Raw genomic sequence first — 14,062 nt, 5'->3', positions numbered from 1 at the left:
GAGCTGTGGCGGGATGACCGAGAGGCGGAGTGCGGAACAGGCTGCGGAGGATGCTCCGAACGACGGCGCTCGACGAGGCCTGAGCAGGCGCGGCCTGCTCGGCCTCGCGGTGGGCGGCGGCGCCGCCGCGCTCGCGGTCGGGGCGGGCGCGGGTTACGCGGTCGCCGCGTCCCGGCCGGGACCGGACGAGGCGCAGCCCTACGCCTTCTTCGGCGCGCATCAGGCCGGCATCGTGACTCCGGTCCAGGAGCACCTGCACTTCGCCTCCTTCGACATGATGCCGCGCACCGACCGGGCCGACCTCGTCGAGCTGCTGCAGGACTGGTCGTACGCCGCATCGCGGATCACGCAGGGCCTCGATGTCTCGGCCACCGGCGCGGTGGGCGGGCCGCCCGAGTCCCCGCCGGATGACACCGGCGAGGCACAGGGGCTGCCCGCGAACGGACTGACGGTCACGATCGGGTTCGGCCCGACGCTGTTCGACAAGGACGGCGAGGACCGCTACGGCATCCGTGACCGTCGGCCGCCGGCTCTCGAGCGGCTGCCGGCCTTCCTCGGCGACGATCTCGTGCCCGAGTCCTCCGACGGGGATCTGTGCATCCAGGTGTGCGCGGACGACCCGCAGGTCGCGGTGCACGCGGTGCGCAACCTCAGCAGGATAGCGTTCGGCCGGGCGCGGCTGCGCTGGTCGCAGCTCGGCTACGGCAAGACCTCGCGCACCACGGCCGACCAGCAGACCCCTCGGAACCTGTTCGGCTTCAAGGACGGCACGGCCAACATCCTCGCCGACGACGCCACAGCGCTCGACGAGAGCGTGTGGGTCGCGGCATCCGATCGGCCGGCCTGGCTCGCCGGAGGATCGTACCTGGTCGCCCGGAAGATCGCGATGCTCATCGAGACCTGGGACCGCGTGCGGCTCTCCGAGCAGCAGAACATCTTCGGCCGTGACAAAGGCGAAGGAGCGCCGCTCTCCGGCGGCACCGAGTTCACCGAGCCGAGGCTGAGCGGCCTCGACGCGCACAGTCATGTTCGGCTCGCGCATCCGGATTCGAACGGCGGCACTCGCATCCTGCGGCGCGGATTCAACTACGTCGGCGGCAACAACGCCCTCGGACGGCTCGACGCCGGGCTGTTCTTCCTCGCCTACCAGCGCGATCCTTCACAGTTCATCGCCCTGCAGCGCAAGCTCTCCACCGATCTGATGAACGAGTACGTGCGACACGTGGGTTCGGGGCTGTGGGCGATTCCGCCGGGTGCGGCGGCCGGATCGTACGTGGGCGCGCCGCTCTTCGCCTAGTGCCGACGCGGCACGGCGCGCTATTCGGGGCGGCGCCTGGAGCCGGTGGGGTCGCTGCGGTGATCCTGCGCGGAGACGAGTGACGGATCGGCGAACAGCCGGCGCGGGCGCGGCTCGATGAGCGGCCGGAACAGACGCCGAACCGGCCTCGTGGACAGGCCGAAGGCGATCAGCACGGCGACGACGGTGATCAGCGGCAGCCAGATCCAGGTGGGATCGAGCCCGCGCAGGATCCCGGACTCGCGGAACGGGTACAGCACGAAGGAGTGCAGCAGATAGACGTACATCGTGTACTGCCCGAAGTGGGTCCACCAGGTGGCGCGGCGCGGGACGAGGGCGAAGAATGCCGCGCTCAGGACGACGGCGAGGGCCATCAGCACGACGCGGATGGCGCCGGCCCACCACTGATCGGCGGCGAGCCCGGCGTAGGAGTCGTCGTAGAAGAACCAGAACCGCAGGTCGATCTCGTCCCAGAGAGGCAGCCAGAGCCAGCAGACGAAGGCCCAGGCGCCGAGCGCGGCGATCGCGCAGACCCGCAGCCACCACGGTCGGAACTCGATCAGCCGGAACCGCCGCACGATGTCGTGCTCGCGCAGCCACCAGCCGAGGGTGAAGAAGAAGAGCAGGCCGAGGGTGCGGGACAGCGAGAAGGTGCTGTCGACGTTCTGCATGTAGCCGACGCCGATCGAGATGATGAACGCCCACAGCAGCGGCCAGCGCAGCAGGGCGAGGTAGGGGAGCACGAGCCGGAAGATTCCGAGTGCGAGCAGGAACCACAGCGTCCAGGACGGCTTGGTGAGGTTCGGGTCGGCCTGCCCCTCGACGAGCCACTTGGTGAGTGCCCACAGGCCCTCGAAGATCACGTACGGCACCAGGATGTCGGTGATCACCCGCGCCATCTGTCGGCGGGTCGGGCTGGATGCCTTGGAGAAGTAGCCGGAGATGATCGCGAACGCCGGCATGTGGAAGGCGTAGATCAGAAGATAGAACGCGTAGGAGATGTCGGAGTCGTAGATGAGTCGCTGGATGCCGTGACCCAGCACCACCAGGACGATGCAGGCGAACCGGGCGTTGTCCCAGAACGGCACTCTTCTTCGCGGACGATCCTGGGGCACTGCGGCACTGCTCATCCGTCGAGGCTACCCGTGGGAATAGGTTTGCGAGGCACGCGTTGTACCAGATACATTCACTTGAATAAACTCGGATGCCGGCGGCATCCTGATCTGGAGAGAATCGTGAACGAACAGAACGGCATGCAGTTCGGCCTGATGTCGGTGAGCGACATCACGCAGGACCCGACCACGGGAATCACTCCCAGTGAGGCGGAGCGCATCCAGGCCGCGGTCACCATCGCCACGCACGCCGAGGAGGCGGGGCTGGACGTCTTCGCCATCGGCGAACACCACAACCCGCCGTTCTTCTCGTCGAGCCCCACCACGCTGCTGGCGTACATCGCCGCGCAGACCGAGCGCCTGATCGTCTCGACCTCGACGACGCTGATCACCACGAACGACCCGGTGCGCATCGCCGAGGAGTACGCGATGCTGCAGCACCTCTCCGGCGGACGCATGGACCTGATGATGGGGCGCGGCAACACCGGACCCGTGTACCCGTGGTTCGGTCAGGACATCCGCCAGGGCCTGCCGCTCGCGATCGAGAACTACGCGCTGCTGCACGAACTGTGGACAAAGGACGTCGTGGACTGGGAGGGCAGGTTCCGCACCCCCCTGCAGGGCTTCACCGCGACCCCGCGCCCGCTCGACGGCATCAAGCCGTTCGTCTGGCACGGCTCCATCCGCACGCCCGAGATCGCGGAGCAGGCCGCCTACTACGGCGACGGCTTCTTCGCGAACAACATCTTCTGGCCCAAGGAGCACTACCAGCGGCTGATCGAGCTGTACCGCCAGCGCTGGGCGCACTACGGCCACGGCGCTCCCGAGACCGCGATCGTCGGCCTCGGCGGCCAGGCCTTCATCGCGAAGAACTCGCAGGACGCCGTGAACAGCTTCCGTCCGTACTTCGACAGCGCCCCGGTCTACGGACACGGCCCGTCGATGGAGGACTTCACCGAGATGACCCCGCTGACGGTCGGCTCTCCGCAGCAGGTCATCGACCGCTACGCGGCGATGCGCGACCACTACGGCGACTACCAGCGCCAGCTGTTCCTGATGGACCACGCCGGCCTGCCGCTGAAGACCGTGCTCGAGCAGATCGACCTGCTCGCCGGCGAGGTCGTCCCGATCCTCCGCAAGGAGCTGGCGAAGGATCGCCCTGCGGACGTGCCGGATGCTCCGACCCATGCCGCCCGCGTCAAGGCGGTCTACGGTGAGGGTCCGGCGCGCGAGGCGCGCCCCGGCGCGAACCGCGGCGACAATCTCACCGCAGGATCGCCCTACCAGGACGGCGGACCGGAAGCTGGGTCCCTGAGCTCGTCGAAGGGCTCGGCGTTCGGCGCCGCAGCGAAGAAGGGAGCCTGAGATGACCGCGCGTCGTATCGCCGTGATCTCGGCCGGCCTGTCGAACCCGTCCTCGACGCGGATGCTGTCCGATCGGCTGGCCGCTGAGACGGTGAAGGTCCTGCGCGGGCAGGACATCCCCGTGACCGTCGATGTGATCGAGCTGCGCGACCTCGCGCACGACATCACGAACAACCTGCTGACCGGCTTCGCGCCGCCGGCGCTCGAGACGGCGATCAACACCGTCGTCTCGGCGGACGCGCTGATCGCGGTGACGCCGATCTTCTCGACGAGCTATTCCGGGCTGTTCAAATCGTTCATCGACGTACTCGACCCGGACGCGCTCTCCGGCAAGCCCGTGCTGATCGGGGCGAACGCCGGCACAGCGCGGCACTCGCTCGCGGTCGACTACGCGATCCGTCCGCTCTTCACCTATCTGCATGCCGAACCGGTCTCGACCGGTGTCTTCGCGGCATCCAGCGACTGGGGTGCGAACGCCGACGACGTGGCTCCGCTGAGCGCTCGCGTGGAGCGCGGAGCGCGGGAACTCGCCGAGGCGATCGCCCGGCGCGAGCCGGTGTCCGACGCCGACCCGTTCGACCCCGAGACCTACCTCGGAAAGGGTCGCTCGTTCGGGCACCTGCTCGGCGGACTCGCAGGGGAGTGAGGCTCAGCCCTCGATACCGCCTTCGAACGCCTCGGTGCCGAGGCCCTTCTCGACCTCGAGGCGGGCCTCGGCCTCGCTCTGGGCCGCTTCTAAGGCCTCGTCCTCGCGGAGTGCGTCGACCTCGTCGTCGCGCGCCTCGGGCTTCCTGTCTGTCATCACCGTGCTCCTGTGTCGATGCCCTGCTCAGCCGCTCTTGCGGCGGAACTCGCGCTTCATCTGCGGGGCGTTCGTGGCGTGCACTGCGGAGTCGCCGTCGAGGTGCGCCTGACCCGTGCGGTGATGCGCGTTCTTCTTCTCGAGCGCCTCTCTGAACTTGCGCTTCATCTCGTCGGAAGCGGCGTCTTTGCCTTCGGTACTCATGTCGCCAGCCTAGTGCAGCCGCCACTGATAGTCTTGATGCGGCCGCCTGTGCCATTTATGCATCTGCATACAGGTCTGCATGCTCGCTCATCATACGGATGCGCGAGCCTAAACGAAGAAGGAGAGACCTCTTGGAAGGTCCTGAAATCACCGCCACCGAGGCCGTTCTCGACAACGGTCGCTTCGGCACCCGCACCATCCGCTTCGAGACCGGCCGCCTCGCGCAGCAGGCTCAGGGCGCAGTAGCCGCCTATCTCGACGGCGAGACCATGCTCCTCTCGGCCACCAGCGCGGGCAAGCACCCGCGCGAGGGGTTCGACTTCTTCCCGCTGACGGTCGACGTCGAGGAGCGCTCCTACGCCGCAGGCAAGATCCCCGGATCGTTCTTCCGTCGTGAGGGCCGTCCCTCGACCGAGGCGATCCTGGTCTGCCGTCTGATCGACCGTCCGCTGCGTCCGTCGTTCGTCGACGGCCTGCGCAACGAGGTCCAGATCGTCATCACCGTGCTGTCGATCGCGCCGGGCGAGTTCTACGACGCGCTGGCGATCAACGCGGCATCCGCATCGACCCAGATCTCGGGCCTGCCGTTCTCCGGTCCGGTCGCGGGCGTCCGCCTCGCGTTCATTCCCGGTCACGGCGAGCACGCCGACCAGTGGGTCGCGTTCCCGACGGCCGAGCAGGTCAGCGAGGCCGTGTTCGACCTGATCGTCGCCGGTCGCGTCGTGACCAAGGCCGACGGCACCGAGGACGTCGCGATCATGATGGTCGAGGCCGAGGCGACCGAGGGCAGCTGGAACCTGATCAAGGCCGGCGCCACCAAGCCGAACGAGGAGATCGTGGCCCAGGGGCTCGAGGCCTCGAAGCCGTTCATCGCGCAGCTCGTGAAGGCGCAGGCCGAGCTGGCCGCGCACTCGTCGAAGGAGCCGGGTGTCTACCCGGTGTTCCTGCCGTACTCCCAGGAGACCTACGACTTCGTGGCGCAGCGCGCCTACGACGACCTGGTCGGCGTCTACCAGATCGCCGACAAGATCGAGCGCCAGACCGCCGACGACGCCATCAAGGAGCGCGTCCACGCCGAGCTCGTCGCCGCCGTCGAGGCGGGCGAGCTGCAGGCCGTCGCGACCCTCGAGTTCTCGGCCGCCTACAAGGCGGTCACCAAGAAGATCGTCCGCGGACGCATCCTCAGTGAGAACATCCGCATCGACGGTCGTGGCCTGGCGGACATCCGTCCGCTGGACGCCGAGGTGCAGGTCATCCCGCGCGTGCACGGCTCGGCGATCTTCCAGCGCGGCGAGACCCAGATCATGGGTGTCACCACGCTGAACATGCTCAAGATGGAGCAGCAGATCGACTCGCTGTCGCCGACGACGAGCAAGCGCTACATGCACCACTACAACTTCCCGCCCTACTCGACCGGTGAGACCGGTCGCGTCGGGTCGCCGAAGCGTCGCGAGATCGGGCACGGCTTCCTGGCCGAGCGCGCGCTCGTGCCGGTGCTGCCCACCCGCGAGGAGTTCCCCTACGCGATCCGTCAGGTCTCCGAGGCCCTCGGATCGAACGGCTCGACCTCGATGGGCTCCGTCTGCGCCTCGACCCTGTCGCTGCTGAACGCCGGTGTGCCGCTGCGCGCACCCGTCGCCGGCATCGCCATGGGCCTGGTGTCCGACGAGGTCGACGGTCAGACGCGCTACGCGGCGCTGACCGACATCCTCGGCGCCGAGGACGCACTGGGCGACATGGACTTCAAGGTCGCCGGAACCAGCGAGTTCGTGACCGCGATCCAGCTGGACACCAAGCTCGACGGCATTCCTTCCGAGGTCCTCGCCGGCGCGCTGACCCAGGCCAAGGAGGCGCGCCTCACGATCCTGGGCGTGCTGAACGCCGCGATCGATGCGCCCGACGAGATGGCTCCGACCGCACCGCGCGTGATCAGCGTGCAGATCCCGGTCGACAAGATCGGCGAGCTGATCGGCCCCAAGGGCAAGACGATCAACGCGATCCAGGACGAGACCGGCGCGCAGATCTCCATCGAGGAGGACGGCACCGTCTACATCGGCGCGACCGACGGTCCGTCGGCCGAGGCCGCACGCGCCCAGGTGAACGCGATCGCCAACCCCACCAACCCGGAGGTCGGCGAGCAGTTCCTCGGCACCGTCGTGAAGATCGCCACCTTCGGCGCCTTCATCTCGCTGCTGCCCGGCAAGGACGGCCTGCTGCACGTCACCGAGGTGCGCAAGCTCGCCGGTGGCAAGCGCGTCGAGAACGTCGACGACGTGCTCTCGGTCGGCCAGAAGCTGCTGGTGCGCATCACCAAGATCGACGACCGCGGCAAGCTGTCCCTCGAGCCCGTGCTCGAGGAGGCCGCTGCGGACGAGAAGGTCGAAGAGGTCGTCGAGGGCTGAGCCCCGGCATCCGATCACGAGGTCCGGTCCCGTCTGCGGGGCCGGACCTCGGTCGTATCCGATGTGACCAAACCGTTACGGTGAGTTTCCGCCGTTCCCAGGGAATCGGCAGGAGCCGGAGAAAACGTCCCTTACCCTCGAAGTACGCACCGGGGGGTGCTGAAAGTCGAACGGATCGGAAGATCCGCGGGGGTTTAACGTCTGCGTCTCTTCAGCGTCGGCACATCAGCCGAAGCGGAGCGCGCCTCGCTGCAGGGCGATGGGCATCCCTCAGCACCGATCCCCGTGGTGGGTCCCGGCGTCGGCGAGAGCATCCGTGCCGACCTCGGCGAGACCGGCCTGCGCACCTTCCCGCTCATGCTCGGCGCAGCGGAGTTCGGCTGGAACATCGACCGTGACAGCAGTCATGCCATCCTGGACCGCTACCTCGAGTTCGGCGGCAATGCCGTGCACACCGCGGACGGCTACTCGGGTGGGCGCAGCGAGCACATCGTCGGCCAATGGCTGGGGTCGCGAGGTGCGCGCGATCGCGTCGTGATCGGCGCGCGCGTGGGCGCCCATCCGGACAACCCCGGTCTCGGCTCGATCAATCTGGTGCGCGCCGTGGAGGGCTCGCTGACCCGCCTCGGCACCGAGCACATCGACGTGCTCTACCTGGATGCCACGCTGGATCCGAGCACGAACCTCGAAGACACGCTCGCCACCGTCGAATGGCTGCGCGAGACCGGCAAGATCGGTTCGGTCGGTGCGTTCCGCTTCGCCGCGGAGCGCCTGGTGGAGGCCCGCATCCTCGCATCCGCCGGGTATCCGCGCATCGATGTGATCGACGAGCCGTACAACCTCGTGCGACGCGAGCCCTTCGAGGGCGATCTGCGGCTGGTGGCCGGCGCGCAGAGCCTGGCCGTCACCCCGTCGCACGCGCTCGAGCACGGCTTCCTCTCCGGACGTCACCGCACCAAGCAGGCCGTCACCGGCGTGCGCGGCGAGCAGCTGCGCTCGCACCTGAACCGGCGCGGCATCAAGATCCTGCGCGCGCTCGACCTCGTCGCGCAGGAGCTCGCCGTGCCGGTCGCGGCGGTCTCGATCTCGTGGCTGCTCGCGCAGCGCACGATCGCCGCGCCGATCGTGAACGCCTTCGCCGCAGATCAGGTCGACGAACTGATGCAGGGCGCCGGCGTGACGCTGTCGCGCACGCAGGTTGGCGATCTCACCCGCGCTGCGAGCTGAACGACGACCGGCGTCGGCGGGGTGGCATAGGCTGGTGGTGCCCCGATGAGGGGGCATGAAGTGAGCGAGTTGTGACGCATTACATCTATCTGGTCAGACACGGTGAACATCAGGATGCCGAGCACGGCGTCGACGACGGACCCCTTTCTCCACGAGGTCAGCGGCAGGCCGAGCTGATCGCGGATCGTCTTTCCGGACTGCCGCTTGATGCCGTCTGGCACTCGCCGCTGCTGCGCGCCGCCGAGACTGCGCGGGCCGTCGCGGCCCGCCTGCCATCGGTCGACCCCGAGCCGTCCGCGCTGCTCTTCGACTGCATCCCCACAGGGATGACGGACGAGACGCCGGCGGTGTTCGAGCCTTTCTTCGGCTCGGTGACCGATGCCGAGATCGATGCGGGCACGGCGCAGATGTCGGATGCCGTGAACGAGTTCCTCATGCGCAAGAACGGCGAGGTGCACGAGGTGCTGATCACGCACAACTTCGTGATCTCGTGGTTCGTGCGCGAGGTGCTGGGCGCTCCCGAATGGCGCTGGATGACGCTGAATCAGGCGCACTGCGGGCTGACGGTCATCGCGCAGAAGCAGGGGCGGCCGTGGTCGCTGCTCACGCACAACGACCTCGGTCACCTGCCGATGGAGCTGCGCACCGGTCTACCGGACTACGCCGCGGTCTAGGCTCCCACGACCTCGTTCGCGAAGCCGAGCGAGAGGATGCCGATCTCGGCGTGCTCCCGCAGCCAGTCGAGCACGTGCCGCTCGTGCGGCGGCATGTTCGACGGCAGCGCGTCGAGGGGGAACCAGCGCAGCTCCGCGCACTTCTCGGGCTCCTGGATCGCGGGTTCCCCCGTCCAGGCGTCGCAGGCGAAGAACCACTCCACGCGCTGTTCGATCGGATCGTCCGTGCCGTCGGTGCGCTGCAGCACGCAGATCGTGGCGAAGGCGTGCTCGCCGACGTCGACACCGAGCTCTTCGGACACCTCGCGCACCGCGGCGCGAGTCGCGGTCTCGCCGGGCTCTACGTGCCCGGCGGCGCCGGCGCTCCACATCCCGTCCATGTAGCCGGTGTTCTGCCGCAACTGCAGCAGCACGCCCTCGTCGCTGCGCAGGAAGACGTAGGACGCCGGGATGACCGAGAATCTGCTCACCGGACGATGCTAGCCGTTGGAGCTCGGCAGGGTCAGGAGATCGCCTTGCCGTACCACCTCGTCGCATTCGGGTTCTCGTTGTAGGGCTCGATCTGCTCATATCCGCTGCGGGCGTACAGGCCGCCTGCGGCCTCGAGCGTGTGGTGCGTGTCGAGGACCAGCTCGGTCGCACCCCAGCCCGTGGCGCGGCGCTCGAGCTCCTCGAGGATCGCGCGTCCGGTGCCCGCGCCGCGACCCGCGGGCTGCACGAACAGGTGCTTGATCTCGAAGCGGGGACCGGAGTCGCCGTCGGCCAGGCGTCGCACGGCGCCGCATCCGAGCACTTCGCCGTCGTCGTCCAGCGCGAGCAGGAACACGCCGTCGGGCTCGCGGAACGCGTCAGGTCCGGGGAACGCCGGGCGGTACTCGCCAGGGAATGCGGCCGCCCTCATCGCGAAGTAATCGGTGAGGACGGCGACTGCCGATGGATCTGTGGCCGGCACGGCACGGAATGTCACCATGGAGCAACGGTATCGCGCGCCACGGCAGGTCCAGAGCCGTCCTGACTGTCATATACCTAAACTGGAATCATGACCACGAAGGTTGCTCTCGTCGGCGGGACCGGCAAGCTCGGCGGCATCATCCGCACGGTGATCGTCGAGCTCGACGGCTTCGAGGTGGTCCGCGTGCTCACCTCGTCCAGCGATCTGTCCGAGCTCGACGGCGCCGACCTCGTCGTGGATGCGTCGACGCCCTCGGTCAGCGTCGAGGTGGTCCGCGCTGCGATCGAGCGCGGCATCAACGTGCTCGTCGGAACCTCCGGCTGGTCGCAGGAGCGGATCGCTCTGGTGCGTCCCCTCGCGGATGCCGCAGGCACCGGCGTCGTCTTCATCCCGAACTTCTCGCTGGGCTCGGCGCTCGGCTCGGCTCTGGCCGCGGCCGCCGCGCCGTTCTTCGCCTCCGCCGAGATCATCGAGGCGCACCGCGACACGAAGATCGACTCTCCCAGCGGCACGGCGGTGCGGACCGCCGAGCTGATGGCCGATGCGCGGGAGGGGCAGGGCCCCGTCTCCGCTCCGCATGCCGACCAGCGAGCTCGCGGCCAACGGGTCGCCGGGGTGCCGATCCACTCCCTGCGCCGGCCAGGCGTGATCGCCAAGCAGGAGGTCATCCTGTCGGGTGCGGGGGAGTCGCTGAGCATCATCCACGACACCGTGGACTCCGCCGATGCCTATGCTCCTGGCATCCGCCTCGCGCTGCCGTACGCGCGCGATGCGCGGGGCGTCGTGGTCGGACTGGAGAACATCATCGACCTCGGCCTGCGCCCGAGCGCATGACCTTCCGGGTCGGCGTGCTCGGCCCCGTGCAGGTGGCCGGTCGCGACGCGGGCGGCACCGCCATGCGAGCGCTGCTCGCGGCGCTCGCCCTGACCGGCAGCGGAGCGGTGCGCTCGATCCCTGCTCTCGCCGATGACATCTGGGGCGAGGACCAGCCGCAGAATCCGAAGGCGGCCCTGCAGACGCTGATCTCCCGGGCGCGCGCCGCGGGTGGCACGGATCTGGTGCGCAGCGCTCCGGGCGGCTACGCCCTCGGCACCGACGAGACCGATCTGCACCGGGCCAGGACTCTCGCCCTGGACGCGGCCAATCGCGCGGAGACGGATCCGCAGCGGATCGACATGCTCGAGTCCGCCGCGGCCCTGTGGCATGGGGAGCCGGGCGTCGACCTCGGAGATGCGCCCGTCGCCGCCGAGCTCGGTCGCACCGCGGGCACTCTGCGCGACACGATCCGCTCCGGTCTCGCCGTGGCGTACACCGCGGCCGGGCGCGATGCGGACGCCATCGCACTGCTGACCGCACTGGCCGAGGAGCGCCCGCTGGATGACGGAGTTCACGTCGCCCTGATGGAATCCCTGGCGGGCGCCGGCCGCACACCGGAGGCTCTCGCGCTCTTCGCCGACCTGCGTGCCCGGCTGCGCGACGAACTCGGCAGCTCGCCGTCCCCTGCGGCGGTGGAGCTCAATGCGCGATTGCTGCAGACCGCCGACTCCGCCGGACCGCGCGTGCGCATCGGCGTTCAGGCGGCGCCGAACGAACTGATCGGCCGTGATGAGGCCTTGCGCCAGGCGAAGGCCGTACTGGTCCGGTCCCGTCTGCTGACGATCCTCGGCGCCGGTGGGCTCGGGAAGACCCGTCTGGCCCAGGCCATCGCCCTCGACGCAGATGCTCCGGCCGTCGTCGTGGTCCCGCTCGCGGGCGTGCGGGAGGATGCGGGTGTCCCGATCGTCGTCGCCGCCGCGCTGGGCATCAGCGAGATCACGCCCGGCCGGCGCCTGAACGACGGGGTTCCGCGCCCCGACCTGATGGCTCGCGTGATCGCGACGCTGGCGGAGCGGCGCACGCTCCTCATCCTGGACAACTGCGAGCAGGTGATCGACGGCGCCGCGCAGTGCGCCGCGGAACTGCTCGCCGCGGTGCCGACGCTCCGCATCGTCACGACGAGCAGAACCCCGCTGGCGATCGCCGCCGAGCAGGTGCTGCCGCTCGAGCCGTTGACGATCGAAGCCGATGGCTCTGCCCCCGCCGTGCGGCTCTTCGTCGAGAGGGCGCACGCCGCCCGCCCCGGGGCGATGCTCGACCTCGAGGTGGTCGCCCGTCTGTGCCGCCACCTCGACGGGCTCCCGCTGGCGATCGAACTCGCCGCCGCGCGCGTGCGCACGATGACGCCAGAGCAGATCGAGCAGCGTCTCGGGAACCGGTTCGCGCTGCTCACCAGCGGCGACCGATCGGCGCCGGAGCGGCATCGCACGCTCCAAGCGGTCATCGAATGGAGCTGGGATCTGCTGGCGCTCGACGCTCAGCACGCCCTGACCCTGCTGTCGGTGCTGCCGGGCGGCTTCTCCGCGTCGATCGCCGAGGCGTTGCTGGGCGCCGGAGAGGCCGACGACGTGCTCGATCGCCTGGTCTCGCACTCGCTTCTGGGCGTGATCGAGAACCCCGCAGACGCGGAGGTGCGGTTCCGGATGCTCGAGACGGTGCGCGAGTTCGGCCATCGGCGGCTCGAGGACACCGGGAGCGAGACCGCGGCGTGGGAGGCCGTGATCGCCTGGGCGGTGGCATTCGCCGTTCAGCAGGGCGAGAGGGCACGCCTGTTCCCCGCGGGGCTCACGCCGGAGGAGCACCTCGCCGTCACCCGTGAGCACGACAACCTCGTCCACGTCCTGCGTCATCTGCTCTCAGGGGCCCGCGACGCCGACGCCATCGCACTGTTCACGACTCTCGGGCAGTCGTGGTTCATCCGAGGCTCGTTCACGGAGTTCATCGGCTACGCGCCGCGGATGATCGAGGCCGCCGCCGCGGTCGAACGCGACCGGATCGACGCCGATCTCGTCGTCATCACGCTGGCGATGGGCGTGCTCGGATGCATGATCAGCGGCGACCCGCGAGCCGCGCGGGGCTTGGCGCTGCTGCGTCTGCACCGAGCGTCGGCCGGCGAGGGACTGGCCCCCGCGTGGCGGCTGATCACCGAAGCTCTGGACGCGGCCGCCCGAGGCGACACCGCGAGCGCTGCGGACTTCGTGCGCGACGAGCCCGACCCCCGCGCACGGCTGGTGGCCGACCTGCTCCTGTCCCAGTCCGAGGAGAACGACGGTGAGGCCGAGGCCGCGATGCATGCCGCACGCAGCGCTTGGGAGCGGGCCAGGAGGCTCGGAGAACGCTGGGCTGAGGGGATGGCTGCCGACCTCGCCGCCCAGCTCGCCGCACAGACCGGACAGGCGGAGGATGCGCTGGTCTGGCTGGATCGTGCCGCCGAGGTGTTCCGCGAGTACGACGCCCAGGACCAGCTCAGCCAGCAGGCCTGGGTGCGGGGCGGTGCGCTGCTGTGCCTCGGGCGGACCGCGGAGGCGAGGCCCTTGTTCCAGCGTCTGGTCGATGAGGGAGGGCTGAGCCAGGACGGTCTGGAGCTCACCTCGATCGGGCTCTACGGACTGGCGGAAGCCGATCTGCTCGAGGGCGATCTGCAGTCCGCATCGGACTCGTTCACCGCGGCGATGCGGTCGTTCGCCGAGCCGGCGACGCGGCGGTCGCCGTGGTACCTCATGGCGATGTCGGGTTATCTCTCCGCAGCGGTCCGCTCGCTGGGGTCGACTTCCGATGAGGTGGCGATCTGGGAGCGCAGACTCCGCACCAGGACGATCGCCGCCTGCCGGCATCGGCGGGAGGCCGTGGATCGCCCCGTGCTGGGCACGGCGCTGATGGGCTGGTCGGCGTGGGCTCTGCGCCGCCCCGGTCTGGCCGAGCGCGGAGTCGAGGCGTTCGCACTGGCGGAGGTGCTGGGCGGACGGCAGAACATGCCGACGCTGGATCTCGCGGCGCATCTCGCCGACGCCGAACGGATCGTCGGCGCGGACGCGGTGGCCCTGGTGCGTGCCGATGTCGCCGCGCTGGCCCCGGAGGTGCGGGTCGAACGAGGTCTGACCGTGCTCTCCGGCCATCGAGATCGGTGACGCGGAAGGGCGCCCGCCGTCGG

13 protein-coding genes are annotated in these 14,062 nt (G+C 69.4%); 8 read left to right on the top strand and 5 right to left on the bottom strand.

Annotated features, from left to right (window positions below; translation table 11 throughout):
- Positions 1-13: 13 nt before the first annotated feature.
- On the top strand, positions 14-1,297 hold the full coding sequence (gene efeB, locus L2X99_RS07290) for an iron uptake transporter deferrochelatase/peroxidase subunit (RefSeq protein ID WP_236135803.1): 1,284 nt from the start codon (positions 14-16) through the stop codon (positions 1,295-1,297).
- A gap of 20 nt (positions 1,298-1,317) precedes the next feature.
- Here the strand turns inward: efeB and L2X99_RS07285 are convergent, their stop codons facing one another.
- Complete coding sequence (locus L2X99_RS07285) at positions 1,318-2,427, bottom strand: acyltransferase family protein (protein WP_236124389.1); 1,110 nt, start codon at positions 2,425-2,427, stop codon at positions 1,318-1,320.
- Between the two features lie 123 nt (positions 2,428-2,550).
- On the opposite strand from L2X99_RS07285, the gene L2X99_RS07280 reads away from it, so the two are divergent.
- Together L2X99_RS07280 and L2X99_RS07275 are read left to right on the top strand one after the other, a co-directional pair.
- Entirely contained in the window at positions 2,551-3,774 is a 1,224-nt protein-coding gene (locus L2X99_RS07280) for an LLM class flavin-dependent oxidoreductase (protein ID WP_329608174.1), read from the top strand.
- Between the two features lies 1 nt (position 3,775).
- Positions 3,776-4,420, top strand: coding sequence for an FMN reductase (locus L2X99_RS07275; protein WP_236124390.1), 645 nt, complete (start codon positions 3,776-3,778; stop codon positions 4,418-4,420).
- A gap of 3 nt (positions 4,421-4,423) precedes the next feature.
- On the opposite strand, the gene L2X99_RS07270 is transcribed toward L2X99_RS07275, so the two are convergent.
- On the bottom strand, positions 4,424-4,576 hold the full coding sequence (locus L2X99_RS07270) for a hypothetical protein (RefSeq protein WP_236124392.1): 153 nt from the start codon (positions 4,574-4,576) through the stop codon (positions 4,424-4,426).
- A 27-nt stretch (positions 4,577-4,603) separates the two neighbouring features.
- Positions 4,604-4,780 (bottom strand): DUF5302 domain-containing protein, encoded by a 177-nt coding sequence (locus tag L2X99_RS07265; protein WP_236124394.1) that lies wholly within the window; start codon positions 4,778-4,780, stop codon positions 4,604-4,606.
- Between the two features lie 131 nt (positions 4,781-4,911).
- Here L2X99_RS07265 and L2X99_RS07260 point away from each other — a divergent pair, with 131 nt between their 5' ends.
- The 3 genes from L2X99_RS07260 to L2X99_RS07250 all read left to right on the top strand — a co-directional run bounded on the left by L2X99_RS07260 (position 4,912) and on the right by L2X99_RS07250 (position 9,083).
- On the top strand, positions 4,912-7,182 hold the full coding sequence (locus L2X99_RS07260) for a polyribonucleotide nucleotidyltransferase (RefSeq protein ID WP_236124395.1): 2,271 nt from the start codon (positions 4,912-4,914) through the stop codon (positions 7,180-7,182).
- Positions 7,183-7,383: 201 nt separating this feature from the next.
- Positions 7,384-8,409 carry an aldo/keto reductase gene (locus L2X99_RS07255; protein ID WP_236124397.1) on the top strand — a complete coding sequence of 342 codons (1,026 nt, stop codon included), beginning with the start codon at positions 7,384-7,386 and terminating at the stop codon, positions 8,407-8,409.
- Between the two features lie 71 nt (positions 8,410-8,480).
- Positions 8,481-9,083, top strand: a complete 603-nt coding sequence (locus L2X99_RS07250; protein ID WP_236124399.1) for a histidine phosphatase family protein — start codon at positions 8,481-8,483, stop codon at positions 9,081-9,083.
- Here the strand turns inward: L2X99_RS07250 and L2X99_RS07245 are convergent.
- Positions 9,080-9,553 (bottom strand): NUDIX hydrolase, encoded by a 474-nt coding sequence (locus L2X99_RS07245; RefSeq protein ID WP_236124401.1) that lies wholly within the window; start codon positions 9,551-9,553, stop codon positions 9,080-9,082. The genes L2X99_RS07250 and L2X99_RS07245 overlap by 4 nt on opposite strands.
- 32 nt (positions 9,554-9,585) lie before the next feature.
- Complete coding sequence (locus L2X99_RS07240; RefSeq protein WP_236124402.1) at positions 9,586-10,053, bottom strand: GNAT family N-acetyltransferase; 468 nt, start codon at positions 10,051-10,053, stop codon at positions 9,586-9,588.
- Positions 10,054-10,122: 69 nt separating this feature from the next.
- Between L2X99_RS07240 and dapB the strand changes: the two genes are divergently transcribed.
- Together dapB and L2X99_RS07230 are read left to right on the top strand one after the other, a co-directional pair.
- The gene (gene dapB, locus L2X99_RS07235) at positions 10,123-10,869 is read left to right on the top strand and encodes a 4-hydroxy-tetrahydrodipicolinate reductase (RefSeq protein WP_236124403.1); all 747 of its coding nucleotides are present in this window, start codon (positions 10,123-10,125) and stop codon (positions 10,867-10,869) included.
- The gene (locus L2X99_RS07230; protein ID WP_236135800.1) at positions 10,866-14,039 is read left to right on the top strand and encodes an ATP-binding protein; all 3,174 of its coding nucleotides are present in this window, start codon (positions 10,866-10,868) and stop codon (positions 14,037-14,039) included. The genes dapB and L2X99_RS07230 overlap by 4 nt, the downstream gene beginning before the upstream one ends.
- The last annotated feature ends 23 nt before the right edge of the window (positions 14,040-14,062 follow it).

The organism is Microbacterium sp. KUDC0406 (genome assembly GCF_021582875.1).
In the GTDB taxonomy this organism is placed as follows: domain Bacteria; phylum Actinomycetota; class Actinomycetes; order Actinomycetales; family Microbacteriaceae; genus Microbacterium.
Note: the sequence above shows the minus strand (reverse complement) of the source record. Positions and strands in the feature narration are given on the sequence as shown.

Excerpts from the sequence above, each read along its gene's own strand:
- L2X99_RS07275 (WP_236124390.1), top strand. The coding sequence starts at position 3,776 with ATGACCGCGCGTCGTATCGCCGTGATCTCGGCCGGCCTGTCGAACCCG.
- dapB (WP_236124403.1), top strand. The coding sequence starts at position 10,123 with ATGACCACGAAGGTTGCTCTCGTCGGCGGGACCGGCAAGCTCGGCGGC.
- L2X99_RS07270 (WP_236124392.1), bottom strand. The coding sequence starts at position 4,576 with ATGACAGACAGGAAGCCCGAGGCGCGCGACGACGAGGTCGACGCACTC.
- L2X99_RS07285 (WP_236124389.1), bottom strand. The coding sequence starts at position 2,427 with ATGAGCAGTGCCGCAGTGCCCCAGGATCGTCCGCGAAGAAGAGTGCCG.
- L2X99_RS07280 (WP_329608174.1), top strand. The coding sequence starts at position 2,551 with ATGCAGTTCGGCCTGATGTCGGTGAGCGACATCACGCAGGACCCGACC.
- L2X99_RS07240 (WP_236124402.1), bottom strand. The coding sequence starts at position 10,053 with ATGGTGACATTCCGTGCCGTGCCGGCCACAGATCCATCGGCAGTCGCC.
- L2X99_RS07230 (WP_236135800.1), top strand. The coding sequence starts at position 10,866 with ATGACCTTCCGGGTCGGCGTGCTCGGCCCCGTGCAGGTGGCCGGTCGC.
- efeB (WP_236135803.1), top strand. The coding sequence starts at position 14 with ATGACCGAGAGGCGGAGTGCGGAACAGGCTGCGGAGGATGCTCCGAAC.
- L2X99_RS07265 (WP_236124394.1), bottom strand. The coding sequence starts at position 4,780 with ATGAGTACCGAAGGCAAAGACGCCGCTTCCGACGAGATGAAGCGCAAG.